The 14,635-nt window shown below is 43.1% G+C and carries 17 protein-coding genes and 1 pseudogene; 4 read left to right on the top strand and 14 right to left on the bottom strand.

The window, feature by feature from the left end:
* The 4 genes and pseudogenes from PGZ10_RS16290 to PGZ10_RS16275 all read left to right on the top strand — a co-directional run.
* Window positions 1-222, top strand: a pseudogene (locus PGZ10_RS16290) (6-phosphogluconolactonase); the annotation flags it as partial.
* 30 nt (window positions 223-252) lie between these two features.
* Window positions 253-1,383 (top strand): N-acetylglucosamine-6-phosphate deacetylase, encoded by a 1,131-nt coding sequence (gene nagA / locus PGZ10_RS16285; RefSeq protein ID WP_117558406.1) that lies wholly within the window; start codon window positions 253-255, stop codon window positions 1,381-1,383.
* Window positions 1,377-1,856 (top strand): PTS sugar transporter subunit IIA, encoded by a 480-nt coding sequence (locus PGZ10_RS16280; RefSeq protein ID WP_055157019.1) that lies wholly within the window; start codon window positions 1,377-1,379, stop codon window positions 1,854-1,856. The genes nagA and PGZ10_RS16280 overlap by 7 nt, the downstream gene beginning before the upstream one ends.
* An 81-nt stretch (window positions 1,857-1,937) precedes the next feature.
* The gene (locus PGZ10_RS16275; protein WP_270541885.1) at window positions 1,938-3,410 is read left to right on the top strand and encodes a PTS transporter subunit EIIC; all 1,473 of its coding nucleotides are present in this window, start codon (window positions 1,938-1,940) and stop codon (window positions 3,408-3,410) included.
* A gap of 103 nt (window positions 3,411-3,513) precedes the next feature.
* Here the strand turns inward: PGZ10_RS16275 and rsfS are convergent, their stop codons facing one another.
* From rsfS to PGZ10_RS16205, 14 genes are all read right to left on the bottom strand, one after another.
* A complete protein-coding gene (rsfS, locus tag PGZ10_RS16270; protein WP_270541887.1) occupies window positions 3,514-3,864 on the bottom strand; it encodes a ribosome silencing factor in 351 nt (116 codons plus the stop codon).
* 8 nt (window positions 3,865-3,872) lie between these two features.
* Entirely contained in the window at window positions 3,873-4,475 is a 603-nt protein-coding gene (yqeK, locus tag PGZ10_RS16265) for a bis(5'-nucleosyl)-tetraphosphatase (symmetrical) YqeK (protein WP_118199198.1), read from the bottom strand.
* Window positions 4,456-5,088 carry a nicotinate-nucleotide adenylyltransferase gene (nadD, locus tag PGZ10_RS16260; protein WP_022221033.1) on the bottom strand — a complete coding sequence of 211 codons (633 nt, stop codon included), beginning with the start codon at window positions 5,086-5,088 and terminating at the stop codon, window positions 4,456-4,458. Before nadD ends, yqeK begins: the two co-directional genes overlap by 20 nt.
* Window positions 5,089-5,105: 17 nt before the next feature.
* Complete coding sequence (gene yhbY, locus PGZ10_RS16255; protein WP_008370480.1) at window positions 5,106-5,396, bottom strand: ribosome assembly RNA-binding protein YhbY; 291 nt, start codon at window positions 5,394-5,396, stop codon at window positions 5,106-5,108.
* Window positions 5,397-5,428: 32 nt separating this feature from the next.
* On the bottom strand, window positions 5,429-6,712 hold the full coding sequence (gene obgE / locus PGZ10_RS16250; RefSeq protein ID WP_270541884.1) for a GTPase ObgE: 1,284 nt from the start codon (window positions 6,710-6,712) through the stop codon (window positions 5,429-5,431).
* Window positions 6,713-6,785: 73 nt separating this feature from the next.
* Window positions 6,786-7,070 (bottom strand): 50S ribosomal protein L27, encoded by a 285-nt coding sequence (rpmA, locus tag PGZ10_RS16245; protein WP_008370482.1) that lies wholly within the window; start codon window positions 7,068-7,070, stop codon window positions 6,786-6,788.
* A 5-nt stretch (window positions 7,071-7,075) separates the two neighbouring features.
* On the bottom strand, window positions 7,076-7,408 hold the full coding sequence (locus PGZ10_RS16240; RefSeq protein ID WP_270541883.1) for a ribosomal-processing cysteine protease Prp: 333 nt from the start codon (window positions 7,406-7,408) through the stop codon (window positions 7,076-7,078).
* Window positions 7,409-7,423: 15 nt separating this feature from the next.
* Window positions 7,424-7,732 (bottom strand): 50S ribosomal protein L21, encoded by a 309-nt coding sequence (gene rplU, locus PGZ10_RS16235; protein WP_008370484.1) that lies wholly within the window; start codon window positions 7,730-7,732, stop codon window positions 7,424-7,426.
* A gap of 118 nt (window positions 7,733-7,850) precedes the next feature.
* Window positions 7,851-8,264, bottom strand: coding sequence for a CBS domain-containing protein (locus PGZ10_RS16230; RefSeq protein WP_270541882.1), 414 nt, complete (start codon window positions 8,262-8,264; stop codon window positions 7,851-7,853).
* 89 nt (window positions 8,265-8,353) lie between these two features.
* Window positions 8,354-9,673: an aspartate kinase gene (locus tag PGZ10_RS16225; protein WP_270541881.1), complete on the bottom strand. Its 1,320-nt coding sequence runs from the start codon at window positions 9,671-9,673 to the stop codon at window positions 8,354-8,356.
* 205 nt (window positions 9,674-9,878) lie between these two features.
* A complete protein-coding gene (gene ybaK, locus PGZ10_RS16220) occupies window positions 9,879-10,361 on the bottom strand; it encodes a Cys-tRNA(Pro) deacylase (protein WP_270541880.1) in 483 nt (160 codons plus the stop codon).
* Window positions 10,354-11,544: a ribonuclease E/G gene (locus tag PGZ10_RS16215; protein ID WP_270541878.1), complete on the bottom strand. Its 1,191-nt coding sequence runs from the start codon at window positions 11,542-11,544 to the stop codon at window positions 10,354-10,356. Before PGZ10_RS16215 ends, ybaK begins: the two co-directional genes overlap by 8 nt.
* The gene (locus PGZ10_RS16210) at window positions 11,545-12,252 is read right to left on the bottom strand and encodes a TIGR03936 family radical SAM-associated protein (RefSeq protein WP_117823676.1); all 708 of its coding nucleotides are present in this window, start codon (window positions 12,250-12,252) and stop codon (window positions 11,545-11,547) included.
* Window positions 12,236-14,101 carry a TIGR03960 family B12-binding radical SAM protein gene (locus PGZ10_RS16205; RefSeq protein ID WP_270541876.1) on the bottom strand — a complete coding sequence of 622 codons (1,866 nt, stop codon included), beginning with the start codon at window positions 14,099-14,101 and terminating at the stop codon, window positions 12,236-12,238. The genes PGZ10_RS16210 and PGZ10_RS16205 overlap by 17 nt, the downstream gene beginning before the upstream one ends.
* Between the last annotated feature and the right edge of the window lie 534 nt (window positions 14,102-14,635).

The following is a 14,635-nucleotide window of genomic DNA, read 5'->3' as shown; positions in this document are numbered from 1 at the left end:
CAGCTGGAATTTAGTTTTTCATTTAAGTATACAATGGGAATCAAGACGATCATGCAGGCAAAGAAAATCCTGATCGTTGCAAGTGGCGAAGATAAAGCAGAAATCGTAAGAGATGCTTTCTTTGGTCCGATCACACCGAAGGTTCCTGCTTCTGTTTTACAGCTGCATAATGATGTGACTTTGGTAGCTGACGAAGCTGCACTTAGCAAACTTCCTTTATAATCATGTCTGTAAGGAACGGAGGTTTTGAAAATGATCATTAAAAATGCGTCAATTTATACAGAAAATCATACTTTTGTGAACGGGAATGCAGTTGTAGAAAATGGCAGATTTGTAAGTTTTTCGGATTTTTCGGAACAGGATGCCCAGATCGTGGATGCCCAGGGACTTTATATGATTCCGGGACTTGTGGACATTCATTTTCACGGATGCATGGGAGCAGACATGTGCGACGGTACAAAAGAAGCACTGGATATCATTACGAGATATGAAGCGTCCATCGGTGTGACTTCTGTCTGTCCGGCTACCATGACAATTGCTAAAGACGAGCTTTTAAATGTCATGAAAAATGCAGGTGATTACGCCTACAATGGCGGTGCACACCTGGTCGGTATCAATATGGAAGGACCATTTATCAGTGCTTCCAAAAAAGGTGCCCAGGCAGAAGAAAATATCCTGCATTGTGATTATGAATATTTCTGCCGGCTTCAAAAAGCGGCAAAGGGACTGATCAAACTGGTGGATCTTGCACCGGAAGAACCGGGAGCCATGGAATTTATCGAGAAAGCAAAGGATGAGGTGGTTATATCCCTTGCTCATACCGCATCGGATTATGATACTGCAAAAGAAGCCATTCAGCGTGGTGCTTCCCATGCGACCCATTTGTACAATGCAATGCCACCATTGAATCATAGAAATCCGGGCGTGATCGGTGCAGTTAGGGATTCTGAAACATGCCATGCAGAGTTGATCTGTGACGGTGTACATATTCATCCGTCTGTGATCCGCGCAACCTTTGCCATGTTTGGTGCGAAGCGTATGATCCTGATCAGTGACAGTATGCGAGCAACTGGTCTGAATGATGGAGATTACACCCTTGGCGGACAGCCGGTAAAGGTAAAAGGCAATCTTGCTACCCTGCATGATGGAACAATTGCTGGTTCTGCTACGAATCTTATGGACTGTGTGCGTTTTGTGGTTAAGAAAGTCGGCCTTCCGTTTGAAACAGCAGTCATGTGCGCATCTGAAAATCCGGCAAAAGAAATCGGAATTTTCCATGAGGTCGGAAGTATCTCCGCTGGTAAGAAAGCAGATTTTGTGCTTTTAGATAAAGATTTGAATATAGTAAGCGTCTATGTAGATGGAAAGGAGATCACATGTTAGGTTTATTTAAAGGAAAAAATAAGGGGAATCTACTCCACTCCCCGTGTAACGGAAAAGTCGTACCGATCACAGAAGTTCCGGATTCGACTTTTGCGGATAAAATATTAGGAGACGGATTTGCAGTCATTCCTTCCGAGGGAAAGGTCTATGCACCGGCAGATGGGGAAGTGAGTATGGTATTTGATACTCTTCACGCCGTTACTATGACAAGCACCCAGGGAACAGAGATTCTGATCCATATCGGTCTTGATACCGTTACACTGAAAGGAGAACCTTTTACCCCCCATGTTGTTGCAGGTGACAAGGTAAAACAGGGAGATCTCCTGATGGAAGTTGATCTGGATAAGATCCAGGCAGCCGGATTAAATACCATTACTCCGGTACTCATCTGTAATACAGATACTTATGGAAAAATAGCCCTTCAGAAGAAAGGCGAAGTCACACTGGAGGATGCTGTGCTTAAATTATCCTAGGATCTGTGCTTTTTCAATCGAAGCTAACTGGAATGGTCCAGTTTAGTGTATACTTTTATTTTATTTCTAAGGAGGAAAAACATGAAATTCTTACAAAAACTTGGTAAAGCGTTAATGCTCCCGGTAGCTATTCTTCCAATCTGTGGTATCCTCATGGGTATTGGATACAGGTTATGTCCGGCTACGATGCAGGGTGGAGACATCCAGGGTGCAGTAAATCTGATCGGTCTGTTTTTAGTAAAAGCAGGTGGAGCTTTGATCGACAACATGGCAATTCTTTTTGCAATCGGTGTCGGTGTCGGTATGTCTGAAAAAAATGATGGTACAGGTGGTATCGCTGCTCTTGCTTCATGGCTTATGATGACAACACTTCTTTCAACAGGATTTGTTACAACGATCATGCCTTCTATCGCAGACAGTGCAACAAAGACACTTGCCTTCGACAAAATCGCAAACCCGTTTATCGGTATTCTTGCAGGTATCATCGGATCTGTGTGCTACAACAAATTCAAAAGCACAAAGCTTCCGGACTGGTTGTCTTTCTTCAGTGGAAAACGCTGTGTAGCAATTATTGCCGGAGTTGTTTCTATTCTTGCATCTGTTGTTTTATTATTCGTATGGCCATTACTTTTCGGAGCACTTGTTGCTATTGGAAAAGGTATTGTTGGTCTGGATGTTGTAGGAGCCGGTATCTATGCATTCCTCAACCGTCTGCTCATTCCTACCGGATTACATCACGCACTGAACAATGTATTCTGGTTTGATACGATCGGTCTTGGTGACTTACAGCACTTCTGGGCTGGTGAAACATCTGCAGACGTATCATGGAGTCTTGGAATGTACATGTCAGGATTCTTCCCATGTATGATGTTTGGTATCCCTGGTGCAGCTCTTGCTATGGTAAAATGTGCAAAACCGGCGAAAAAGAAAGTTGCAATCGGACTTGTAGCTTCTGCAGCTATTTGTGCATTCATCTGTGGTGTAACTGAACCGTTCGAATTCGGATTCATGTTCCTTGCACCGGTACTTTATGTAATTTATGCAGCACTTTATGGTATCTTCACAATGATCACGGTTGCTCTTGGATTCCGTGCAGGATTCTCATTCTCAGCAGGTGCGATGGACTTATTCTTCTCTGCTTCTCTTCCGGCAGCAGCTAAGATATGGCTCATCATTCCTCTTGGAATCGCAGCTTTTTTGGTATTTTACTTTGTATTCCTCTTTGCGATCAAGAAATTTGATCTGAAGACACCGGGTAGAGAAGATGATGACGATCTGGAAGCAGAAAAAAATGTAGAATTAGCAAGTGATGACTTTACAGCTATCGCAGCAAAGATTCTTGAAGGTTGCGGTGGAAAGGAAAACATTGCAAGCATCGACAACTGTGTAACAAGACTGAGACTGGAAGTAAAAGATATGACTGCAGTTAACGACAAAGTGATCAAATCTGCAGGTGTTGCAGGTGTTATTAGACCTGGAAAAACTTCTGTACAGGTTATTGTTGGAACTAAAGTACAGTTTGTTGCAGATGCATTCTCTAAACTTTGTGAATAATCTTATAAATCTTGAATAATTGTATCAGAAAAGCAGGGCCCATGCCCTGCTTTTTACATTAAAAAAAAGAATGTGCCGAAGCACATTCTCATTTTGAATTCTTTTATAATTCTTCCGGATCCACCTGTTTGCCATCGCTCCAGATTCTTTCCAGATCATAGAAAACACGGTTTTCTCTGTCAAATACATGAACGATAATGTCGCCAAAGTCAAGAAGCACCCAGCTTCCAAGGCCATAGCCTTCACGCTGTTTGACTTCATATCCTGCTTTTGCAAGTTCTTCTTCGACATTATCGACAAGAGCTCTTACCTGGCTCTCATTGGTTCCGTTTGCAATAATAAAATAATCTGCAAGCACAGAGATTCCTGCAATGTCAATTACACGGATATCTTCGCCTTTTTTGTCAGCGAGTGCTTCGCAGGCAAGTTTTGCCATCTCTCTTGACTGCTCGATTGTCTGCATCAGTTTTTGTCCTCCTTTTCGGAATCACTGTTTTTCAGGTTTTTATAATATAAAAATGTCTCTTCTGTCGCAGGATCTAACGTTGCACCTTTTTCGGCAAGATATGCAAGTGTATCTTCCAGAATACGGTAAAGACATGCATCGATATCTACAAATGCAAGCGCACGTACTTCCGGAAGATTTGGTGCAACATCTCTTCCAGGCTCAATATAATCTGCGATATAAATGATCTTATCAAGCAGAGACATATTCGGACGACCAGTTGTATGAGACTCGATCGATCGTAGAATCTCTTCATTTTCTATTCCATATTTTTTCCGGGCAAAAAATGCGCCCAGCTTTGCGTGCAGAAGTCCCGGATTTTTGTACTCTGCATCGGAAATTTCGATATGATTTTTCTCGCAGAGCTTAATCTTTTCATCTGCCGGCACACATTTTGCACAGTCATGTAAAAGTCCTGCCGTCAAAGCCTGCTCCAGATTGGCACCATAACGCATGGCAAGACAGCCTGCCGTATGCATCACACCGATCGTATGATCATAACGGTCTTTATCCAGGTACCGTTTTACTTTTTTCTGCATCTTAAGTATTGTTTCCGTCATGTTCACTCACCTGATATAATCTGTTCAAATCTATATAATCTGCAACCTTTTTCGGAATCGGAAGATCTTCTGTCTCTCCTCCTCGGATCATCTGCCGGATCTCACTGGAAGAAACCGGCATCACAGGGGTACGGAGAAGCCGGATATCACATGCATACTTTTCTTTCAAATATGTGATCTGACGGCGCATTTCTTTCGGCGCTCCTGCATCATCCCGATATGCTGCCAGGATAACCGCTGTTTTCAGAAGTCTTTCCGGACATTTCCAGGTTTCCAGATTGAAAAGAGAATCCGCACCGATGATAAAATAAAATTCATCCTGCGGATAAGTCTCTTTAAAATACTCCATTGTCTGATAGGAGTACGAAGTTTCCTTTCGATCCATTTCATAGGTACAAAGCCGGAAATACGGGATCTCTTCAATTGCAAGGCGTGTCATTTCGGCACGGTCCTGTAAATCTTTTCGTATTTCCGGATTTGATTTATGGGGCGGATTGCCGTTTGGCATATACCACACTTCATCCAGATGGAACTGCTGGTATGCATATTCACCAAGCATCAGATGCCCGTTGTGGATGGGATCAAATGTTCCGCCCATAATACCGATTCTCATAATCTATACTCCACTCATTAAGGAAGAACGATTTTCTTCTTGTCGTCTTTTCCCTCTTTATAAAGAACGATTTTTCTTCCGATAACCTGTACCACCTGGGAACGTGTACGCTCTGCAAGGATCTCTGCCATTCCACGCAGATCATCTCCACAGTTCTGAAGAACGTGAAGCTTGATCAGTTCTCTTGCTTCAAGCGCTTCTGCAACAGCTGCGGTAAGTTCCGGTGTTACGCTGGATTTACCGATCTGAAGGATCGGATCCATTGTCATCGCAAGGCTCTTTAAATAGGCTCTCTGTTTGGAAGTCATAAAACTTCTCCTTTCTGAAATTATGTTCTTTTCTAACGGTAATATTCAAACTGAAGACCGTACATACGGATAGTATCGCCTTCCTGAACACCTGCATTTTCAAGCTGTTCAAGGATACCGGTTTCTTTCAGGAATTTCTGGAAGAAAGCAAATCCCTTCTCGGAATCCAGATTGGTGTAACCAAGCATCTTTTCGATCTTTGGTCCCTCTACTACAAATATATCGTCTTCTTTTTCCACGGTATATGGAAGATCCATGTGGATAATCTCTTCTTCCGGGAAATATTCCTGTTCAAATACGATCGGCTTGTCATCCAGTTTCTGAAGTTCATTATTTACATAGTAAAGAAGATCAGAAAGTCCTTCTCCGGTCACACCGGAAATCGGGAATACCTTGATTCCCTTTGGTTCAAACTCATCTCTCAGTCTCTGGATCGGATCTTCATCTTCGGAATAGATCAAGTCAACCTTGTTCGCTGCAATAACCTGCGGACGCATGGAAATTTCTTTGTTATAGGCTTCCAGCTCAGCGTTGATCTTATAAATGTCTTCAACCGGATCACGTCCTTCGATACCTGCCGCATCCACAACATGGATCATCATCTTGGTACGTTCAATATGACGCAAAAATTCATGTCCAAGTCCGACACCTTCTGATGCTCCTTCAATCAGTCCTGGAATATCTGCAATAACAAATCCCTTTGCACCTTCCAGATCTACAACTCCAAGGTTCGGACTGAGTGTTGTGAAATGATAATTTGCAATCTTTGGCTGCGCATTGGTTACACGGGAAAGGAATGTGGATTTACCAACATTCGGGAAACCTACAAGCCCAACGTCTGCGATCACCTTAAGTTCCAGATTCACCCAGAGTTCCTGTGCAGGCTTTCCCGGCTGTGCATACTTCGGAACCTGCATGGTAGAGGTTGCAAAATGCATATTTCCAAGACCGCCCTTACCGCCTTTTAAGATAATCTGGCGCTGGTTCTCGCCCGACATATCGGCAATGACTTTATTGGTCTCTGCTTCACGGATAACTGTCCCTTCAGGAACTTTCAGGATCAGATCCTTTGCATCCTTACCATGGCAGCGCTTTTTGCCGCCTTCCTCTCCGTCCTGTGCTTTATATTTTGTTTTGTGACGGAAATCTACCAGTGTGTTAAGACCTTTGTCCACTTCAAAGATTACATCACCGCCGCGACCGCCGTCGCCTCCGTCCGGACCGCCATTCGGAACATATAATTCCCTGCGAAAGCTGACGTGACCGTCGCCGCCCTTTCCGGATCGGATATATATTTTTGCTCTGTCTGCAAACATAATATGTCCTCCTTATTTATGACTAAAAACAAGGCTTCAAACCAAAAAAGTTTGAAGCCTCTGTTAGATCTGCTTATTCAGCTACTGGATAGATAGAAACCTGTTTCTTATCTCTTCCTTTTCTTTCAAAACGAACAACACCGTCAACCAGTGCAAATAATGTATCGTCACCACCGCGACCTACATTGATTCCTGGATGAATCTTTGTTCCGCGCTGTCTGTAAAGGATGTTACCAGCTTTTACAAACTGTCCGTCTGCTCTTTTTGCTCCAAGTCTCTTAGATTCAGAGTCACGACCGTTCTTTGTAGAACCAACTCCTTTTTTATGAGCGAAAAACTGAAGGTTTAATTTCATCATGGTTGTTACACCTCCTCGTATGTCAAATCCATATATTCTCTGTAGTTCTCATCTTCTGCAATTTCTTCCAGACCAAGAACCATCGCGTCAAGCAAAAGCTTTGCCTCGCGAGTCGGATTACCTTTAAGTCGATAGTCAATGAGTCCTTTGGATTCATCGGATACAAGGCTTGTACGGTCATCCGCAAATTTCTCAATGGCATTCAAAGTATTGATCGTAAGTACGGAAACAGCTGCGCAGACAATATCCTGTCCTTCTTCACTGAATCCTGCATGACCATGTGCTTTGAAACCTACACATTGATGTTTTTCATCTTTATAAATGGTTACTCGTATCATATAACCACCAGCTTCTTACGCGTTGATCTTTTCGATCTTAACTGCTGTATACTGCTGTCTGTGTCCGTTTTTCTTGTGGTAACCTGTTTTTCTCTTATACTTGTAAACGATAACTTTTTTAGCTTTTCCATCACCAATTACAGATGCTTCAACTGTTGCACCTTCTACTACTGGTGTTCCAACTTTAAGCTCGTCACCACTTACTGCGAGAACCTGGTCAAAAGTATAAGACTGTCCGGCTTCCACACCAAGCTTTTCTACTTTAATGATATCGCCTTCGGCTACTTTGTACTGTTTACCACCTGTTGCTATAATTGCGTACATATGGCACCTCCTATTATCATTACTCGCCAACTACGGTGTCTGATCAAATCAGGACTTATAACCTCGTTGTGCGGCATACCTCTGTATTATACAGTGGTATACCGCACAAAGTCAACCCCTAATTTGCAATTTTTTTAATTTTTTCGTAACAATATCCGATAATGTCTTTTCTTGTGATAATTCCTATGAAATTCTTCTGGTCATCTATGACCGGAACAAAGTTCTGATCCATCGCTTTTTCCATCAGATCTTCCATATTAGAATCAGCGCTTACCGGCCGGTAATCTGCTCTTCTTGCAATCTTCGTGATTGCAACGTCTTCTGCTCCTTTCAGATTCAGGATGTTCAGCTTCTTAAGTCCCCAGAGCAGGTCTCCTTCGGTGATTGTGCCGACGTATTTACCTTCCCTGTTGATCATCGGAATGGATGAGTATTTGTGGTACTCCATGATTTCCATTGCCTGTCTGAGCGTGTGGTAGTCATATACAAATGCCACTTCTGCTTTTGGCTTCAGGAAAAATAATATGTTCATTTTCGTATCCTCTCTTGTATGAATGTTCTGTACAGGGGAGTTTTCCCCAACACCTGTACTATACCATATTTGAGGATCGAATTGAAGATTTACAGCTGAGTGTTAACAAAAATATCATAAATTGCTTTGATTGCTGCTTCAAAGTCGTGCTCTCTCACACCGATGATGATATTCAGCTCACTGGATCCCTGGTCGATCATTTTTACATTGACATGTGCATGTGCCAGTGCGGAGAAAATTCTTCCGGCTGTACCGCGTGTCTGGCGCATTCCACGTCCAACAACAGCGATCAGTGCAAGATCGGATTCCAGTTCGATGTCATCCGGATTCACGGCACGGTGGATGCCCGCAAGCACTTTCTGCTCATGTTCTTCAAATTCATCCTGATGGACAAAGATAGTCATAGTATCAATTCCTGACGGCATATGTTCAAAAGAAATCCCTTCATCTTCAAATACACCAAGAACCTTGCGGCCAAATCCGACTTCTGAGTTCATCATTGCTTTTTCAATTGTAATAGAAGCAAATCCACGCTTTCCTGCAATACCGGTAATTGTATACTTCGGCTTTCTGCAGGTTCCTTCTACGATCAGAGTACCCTTTTCTTCCGGTGCGTTTGTATTACGGATGTTGATCGGGATTCCTTCTTTACGAACCGGGAAGATTGCATCTTCATGCAATACGCTGGCACCCATATAAGAAAGTTCACGTAACTCTTTGTAAGTAATTGCTTCGATTCCTTTTGGATTCTTGATGATACGGGGATCTGCAATGAGGAATCCGGATACGTCTGTCCAGTTCTCATACATATCAGCATGTGTGGCTCTTGCAACGATCGATCCTGTTACATCAGATCCGCCGCGGGAAAATGTCTGGATCGTTCCGTCTGGACGTGCTCCGTAGAATCCAGGAATCACGGCACGTTCTACTTTTGAAAGTCTGTCTGCAAGTACCTGGTTAGTTTCTTCTGAAAGGAAGTTCCCATTTTCATCGAACTTGATTACTTCTGCCGCATCGATAAACTCATATCCAAGATAAGCTGCGATTACACGTCCGTTTAAATATTCTCCACGGGAAGCAGCATAATCCCTTCCGATCTTCTTTGCAAAATTATCACGGATGGTGGCAAATTCTTCGTCAAGAGAAAGAGTGATCCCAAGCCCTTCAATGATTTCCTGATATCTCTTCTGAATGTCAGCGAGTAATTCTGTAAATTTCTTCTCTTTTACAGCTGCGCCGTAACAACGATACAGCATATCTGTTACCTTGGTGTCGTCGGAAAAACGCTTTCCCGGAGCAGACGGTACAACGTAACGTCTTGCTTCCTCTGAAAGAACGATCTTTCCTGCCTTTTTAATCTGTACTGCATCGGCAAGAGAGCTTCCGCCGAATTTCACTACCTTAATCATCTGTTGGTATTCCTCCATCTCTCAATTCATGTATTCTGATCTGCACATGGCAAACCTGCATTTTCTGTAGAAACACCGGGCAGATGTTTCTACACTTATGTAGTTATTACTTTATTACGCTGACGTGAAAAATGCAAGATTTTCTTTTGGAATCTGTTGAAAATCTTGCATTTTGTCTAATAGAATTTCTTTTTTTGAAAACTTTCTATGCATGAATTACATCTGCAAATGTAGCATCCGCTGCTTTTCTCAAATCCTCCGGTGCAAGTGTCAGTTGTGCACCGATTCTTCCGGCACTTACATAGACTTTCTCAAACTGCTGTGCACTTGCATCAATGATCGTCGGAAAATGCTTTTTCATTCCGATCGAAGTGCATCCACCACGCACATAGCCGGTAAGCGGTGTTAACTCCTTTAAACGAAGCATTTCAATAGATTTTTCACCAACCGCTTTTGCAGCCTTCTTAAAATCAATCTCCGCTTCGATCGGGAGCACGAACACATAATGTTCACCACTTTTTCCAGTTGTGACAATGGTCTTGTAAACCTGTTCGTGAGGCAGATTCAGCTTGTCGGCGGTTTCAATTCCGTCTGTGAATTCATCGCATTCATAGGTCTGATATTCATAAGAAATTTTCATTTTATCTAAAATTCGCATTGCATTTGTTTTGACTTCTTTTTTACCCATGTAAACTTTCCTCCAGTGTTTTTCGGATTTTCTTTCGTGTAATTTCCACCAGCTGCAGTTTCGTCATTCCCATCACATTCCCGGGATTTGGGTCCTTCTTTAATTCCAGCTGCAGATACGCAAGAAGTTCTTTCTTCTCTTCTGCTGATTTCATGTTGATAAAATCAATAATAATGATACCGGAAATATTGCGGAGCCGGATCTGGCGGACTGCTTCCCTTGCTGCCTCCCGGTTGATCTCCGGAAAATGAGAATTCTTTTTCAGACATTTTCCAGAATTGACATCGATTACAGTCAGCGCCTCGGTTGGCTGGATCACCAGATAAGCCCCGGATTTCATCCATACCCGTTCTTGTCTGGCTTCTCGGATCGCCCCTTCCAGGTTATAGCATTTTACAAGTGGATAAGACGGATCCGTATACGCACGGAGAAGCGGAAGTTCATCTGGCATTTCCGTTTCCAGATAAGTCTGAACTTCTTTATACAAAGCTCCATCTTCTACCGTTTCCTCTACAATAATTTCCGTCAAATCTTTTTTGTAAATATCCCGGAGTGCCTGTACGCACGGATCCGGTGCACTCTGCAGACAGCTGAAGCAGGTCCGCATCTTGCCATATTCTACGATTCTGTGATAGTTCTCTGCCAGTTTGTCAATTTCGGCACGGATCTGTGTTTCTTCTGCTTCCACACAATTTGTCCGGAAAATCAATCCGAAATCACAGTCTATATAGTCCTGTCCCAGCTTTTGCAGTTCTTCTTTCCTGACACCGTGAATTTTACCGGATACACCAATGATACGATTGCCGGAAGTCAGTACTACATACTGCCCGGTGAAATTTAAGTTCCCGGTCACGACAGGCTGCTTGGTTTTCACTGCTTCTTTCTCCACCTGAACCAGAAGTTCATCACCGATCACAAGTGGCTTCTTTCCAATCTTATTGGTGAAAACCGGGGTATATTTTCCATCCAGCGCAAAATAGCATTGCTCACCATTTGCAATTTCAACAAATGCGCCACCGATATTCGGAAGGATTTTCCGTACTCTTCCGACATAAATTTCACCCAGGCGGCAGCTCTTTTTTTCTTCGCTACTGCCAAAGTGAAATTCCGTTACTTTCTCATCCTCTAAAATTGCAAGCACCCGGCGGTTCATGCATTCCGTAAGGAGTACTTTTCGTTCCATCTACACAATCTCCGTTCCAAGCGCATCCAGTGGAACCAGAATCATCTTGCTCTCCGTGTTTTCGGATTCCGCAAAAGTTTCCAGTCTGTGGTGGGTAAAGGTCACTTCCTCCGCATCCATACCAAGATAGCGGACAAACGCTTCTGTGACCAGCTCCGGCTTTAAGTTCTGGACACTTCCTGCTGCCACACGCATATAAATCTTTCCGTCCCGGCATTCCAGCTTGTAGATCATTGGACGAATGTCCACTTCTTTTTCACTCTTTTTCGTCTTTTTGACCACACAGATTTCATTCTGCGCATAAAAAGCTTCCAGCTTTTCAGCAAGATCTTCCGGCAGGCTGCCATTTTTTACCGAAGATAAATAGTCGGCACCTGCTACGATTGACATTCCTTTGCTTTTCTTATCATCCGGGATCTGCACAAAGCTGACGATCTCCATGCCGTCTACCATCTGTTCATTCAGCCGTCTGACCGCTTCTTTGCTGGCGATTGACTCGGTCAATTCGATATCAAAATATTCCCCGTCACTGGTAAGCCCTACGCCAAGTGGATTAGCGAAAGACATGATCATATGCGGGCTGTAACCACTGGTAAATGCGATCGGAATCTCGGCACGGCGAATCGCTTTCTGGAAATACCGCATGATATCCAGGTGTCCGATGAACTTCATCACTCCATTTTTCCGAAATTTAATTCTTGCCTTCAAAGCAGACACCTCCTCCGTAACTTGCTGCCCCACAGCCGGAACATTTTGCACGGCAGTTCGGGGTTACATTCCCTTCCATTGCATTCTTCCATTCTCTTATAAGGAAAGATTTTGTCACGCCACAATTGATGAAATCCCATGGGAAGATTTCATCTAATTCACGCTTTCTGAGATTATAGAAATCCATGTCTACACCTGTATTTTCAAAGGCCTGCAGCCATTTATCATAATCAAAATACTCATCCCACGCATCGTAAATACAGCCAAGACGGTAAGCCTCTTCCAGAACCTTTCCGACCTTCCGGTCACCGCGGGCAAAGACGCCTTCCAGAACGGTTACTTCGGCGGTATGCCAGTTGTAGCGCAGACTCTTGCGGTTCAGCTGGTTGCGGAATGCTTCCTGTACAATTCCTGCACGGCGGATATATTCTTCCATCGGCTGCATGGTCGCCCACTGAAGCGGTGAAAATGGTTTCGGTACAAAGAAGGAACTACTTGCCGTGATCTGACATTTTCCATTTCTCTGATCCTTCGGAATCTCATAATACCGGCGTGCTACTTTATCTGCAAGAACAGCAATTCCTTCCATGTCTTCCTGGGTTTCGGTCGGAAGTCCAAGCATGAAGTAGAGCTTGACCTTCGTCCATCCACCTTCAAAAGCCTGTCCGGCTCCATTTAAAATGTCATCTTCCGTCAGACCTTTATTGATTACATTACGCATCCTCTGTGTTCCGGCTTCCGGGGCGAAGGTCAGACTGCTCTTACGCACATCCTGCACCTTGCTCATAACATCCAAAGAAAATGCATCGATACGAAGGGACGGCAGGGAAATGTTGACGCCCTGTGTGTGGAACTCATCGATCAGGAAGGTGACGATCTCTTCCAGTTCGTTGTAATCACTGGAACTTAAAGAACTTAAGGTGATCTCTTCATGTCCCGTATTTTTCAGCATTGCACGTGCTGTCTCTTTGAGCATGTTGATATCACGCGGACGTGTCGGACGGTAAACCATTCCCGCCTGACAGAAACGACATCCACGGATACAGCCGCGCTGAATCTCCAGAACCGCTCTGTCCTGAGTTACTTTGATAAACGGAACAACCGGCTTTAACGGATAGGTTGTCTGGCTCATATCTGCCGCAACTACTCGTTTGATTTTTTCCTTTGCATGCGGATTGTTTGGCAGGAAAGATTCGATTGTGCCGTCTTCTTTGTAAGTAACATCATAAAAAGAAGGAACGTAAATTCCCTCAATCTCTGCTGCCATTTCCAGAAATTCTTTCCGGCTTTTTCCGGCTCTTTTCCACTTTTTGTATGCTTCCAGAAGTTCATCATAAACCACTTCGCCCTCTCCGATATAGAACATATCGAAAAATTCTGCCAGTGGTTCTGGATTATACACGCACGGTCCTCCACCAATTACAAACGGATCTTCTAAAGTTCTGTCCGCACTGTGAAGTGGGATACCAGACAAATCCAGTACCTGAAGCACGTTGGTGTAACACATCTCAAACTGTAATGTGATTCCAAGAAAGTCAAACTCCTTCACCGGATCCTGAGATTCCAGGGTAAAAAGTGGAATATGTTTTTCGCGCATGATCTTATCCAGATCGATCCACGGAGAGTATACTCTCTCACACCAGGTATCCTCCCGGCGGTTGAACATATCGTACAGAATCTGGATTCCCAGATGGGACATACCAACCTCATATACCTCCGGGAAACACATTGCAAACCGAATATCTACCGCTTTTTTGTCCTTCATGACCGAATTGACTTCGTGTCCAATGTAGCGGGCAGGTTTCTCTATATTCAGTAAAATATCATCATTTAATGCTAATTTCCTCATTTTTCCTCCACTTTCAGTTTATTTGTTTGTGATTTTCACACAATTTTAAGCGTATAAATTTTACAATTTATAATATTTTCAATTTTAAAACCACTTTATTTTTTACCGTTTTTTTGCAAAAAAATGCCCCAAATTTTACCCCGTTTTTTGCTGTTTTACGACCGTTTTTCAGTCGTAAGAATTGTATGCGACTACTTACGACTGAATGCGACTACAGCGATACTTTATCATATTATATAATACTGTAAACAATGAATTTGAAACGGGTATTTTATTAAGACAATTACTTTTAATAATAGCTTGTTTAAGTGAGAAAATCAACCATTTTAGCCATATCAAAGTCCCGTTGTTCTATTTTTTCATCTTTTTTTCGCACCTGAGAGATCAAATTTTCTGCATAATCCTCTGCCTCATACGGCAACATAAACCAGCAAGCTTCTTGTTGTTATCATAACACTTATCGCAAATACAAAAGCCGCCACCCAACGAATTAGCGCCATATTCGTTTTTAGTTAAATACACAGGATTTCCACT

The sequence above is a fragment of the Coprococcus sp. AF102-57 genome, assembly GCF_027686195.1.
Classification (GTDB): Bacteria; Bacillota; Clostridia; order Lachnospirales; family Lachnospiraceae; genus Allocoprococcus; species Allocoprococcus comes.
Note: the sequence above shows the minus strand (reverse complement) of the source record. Positions and strands in the feature narration are given on the sequence as shown.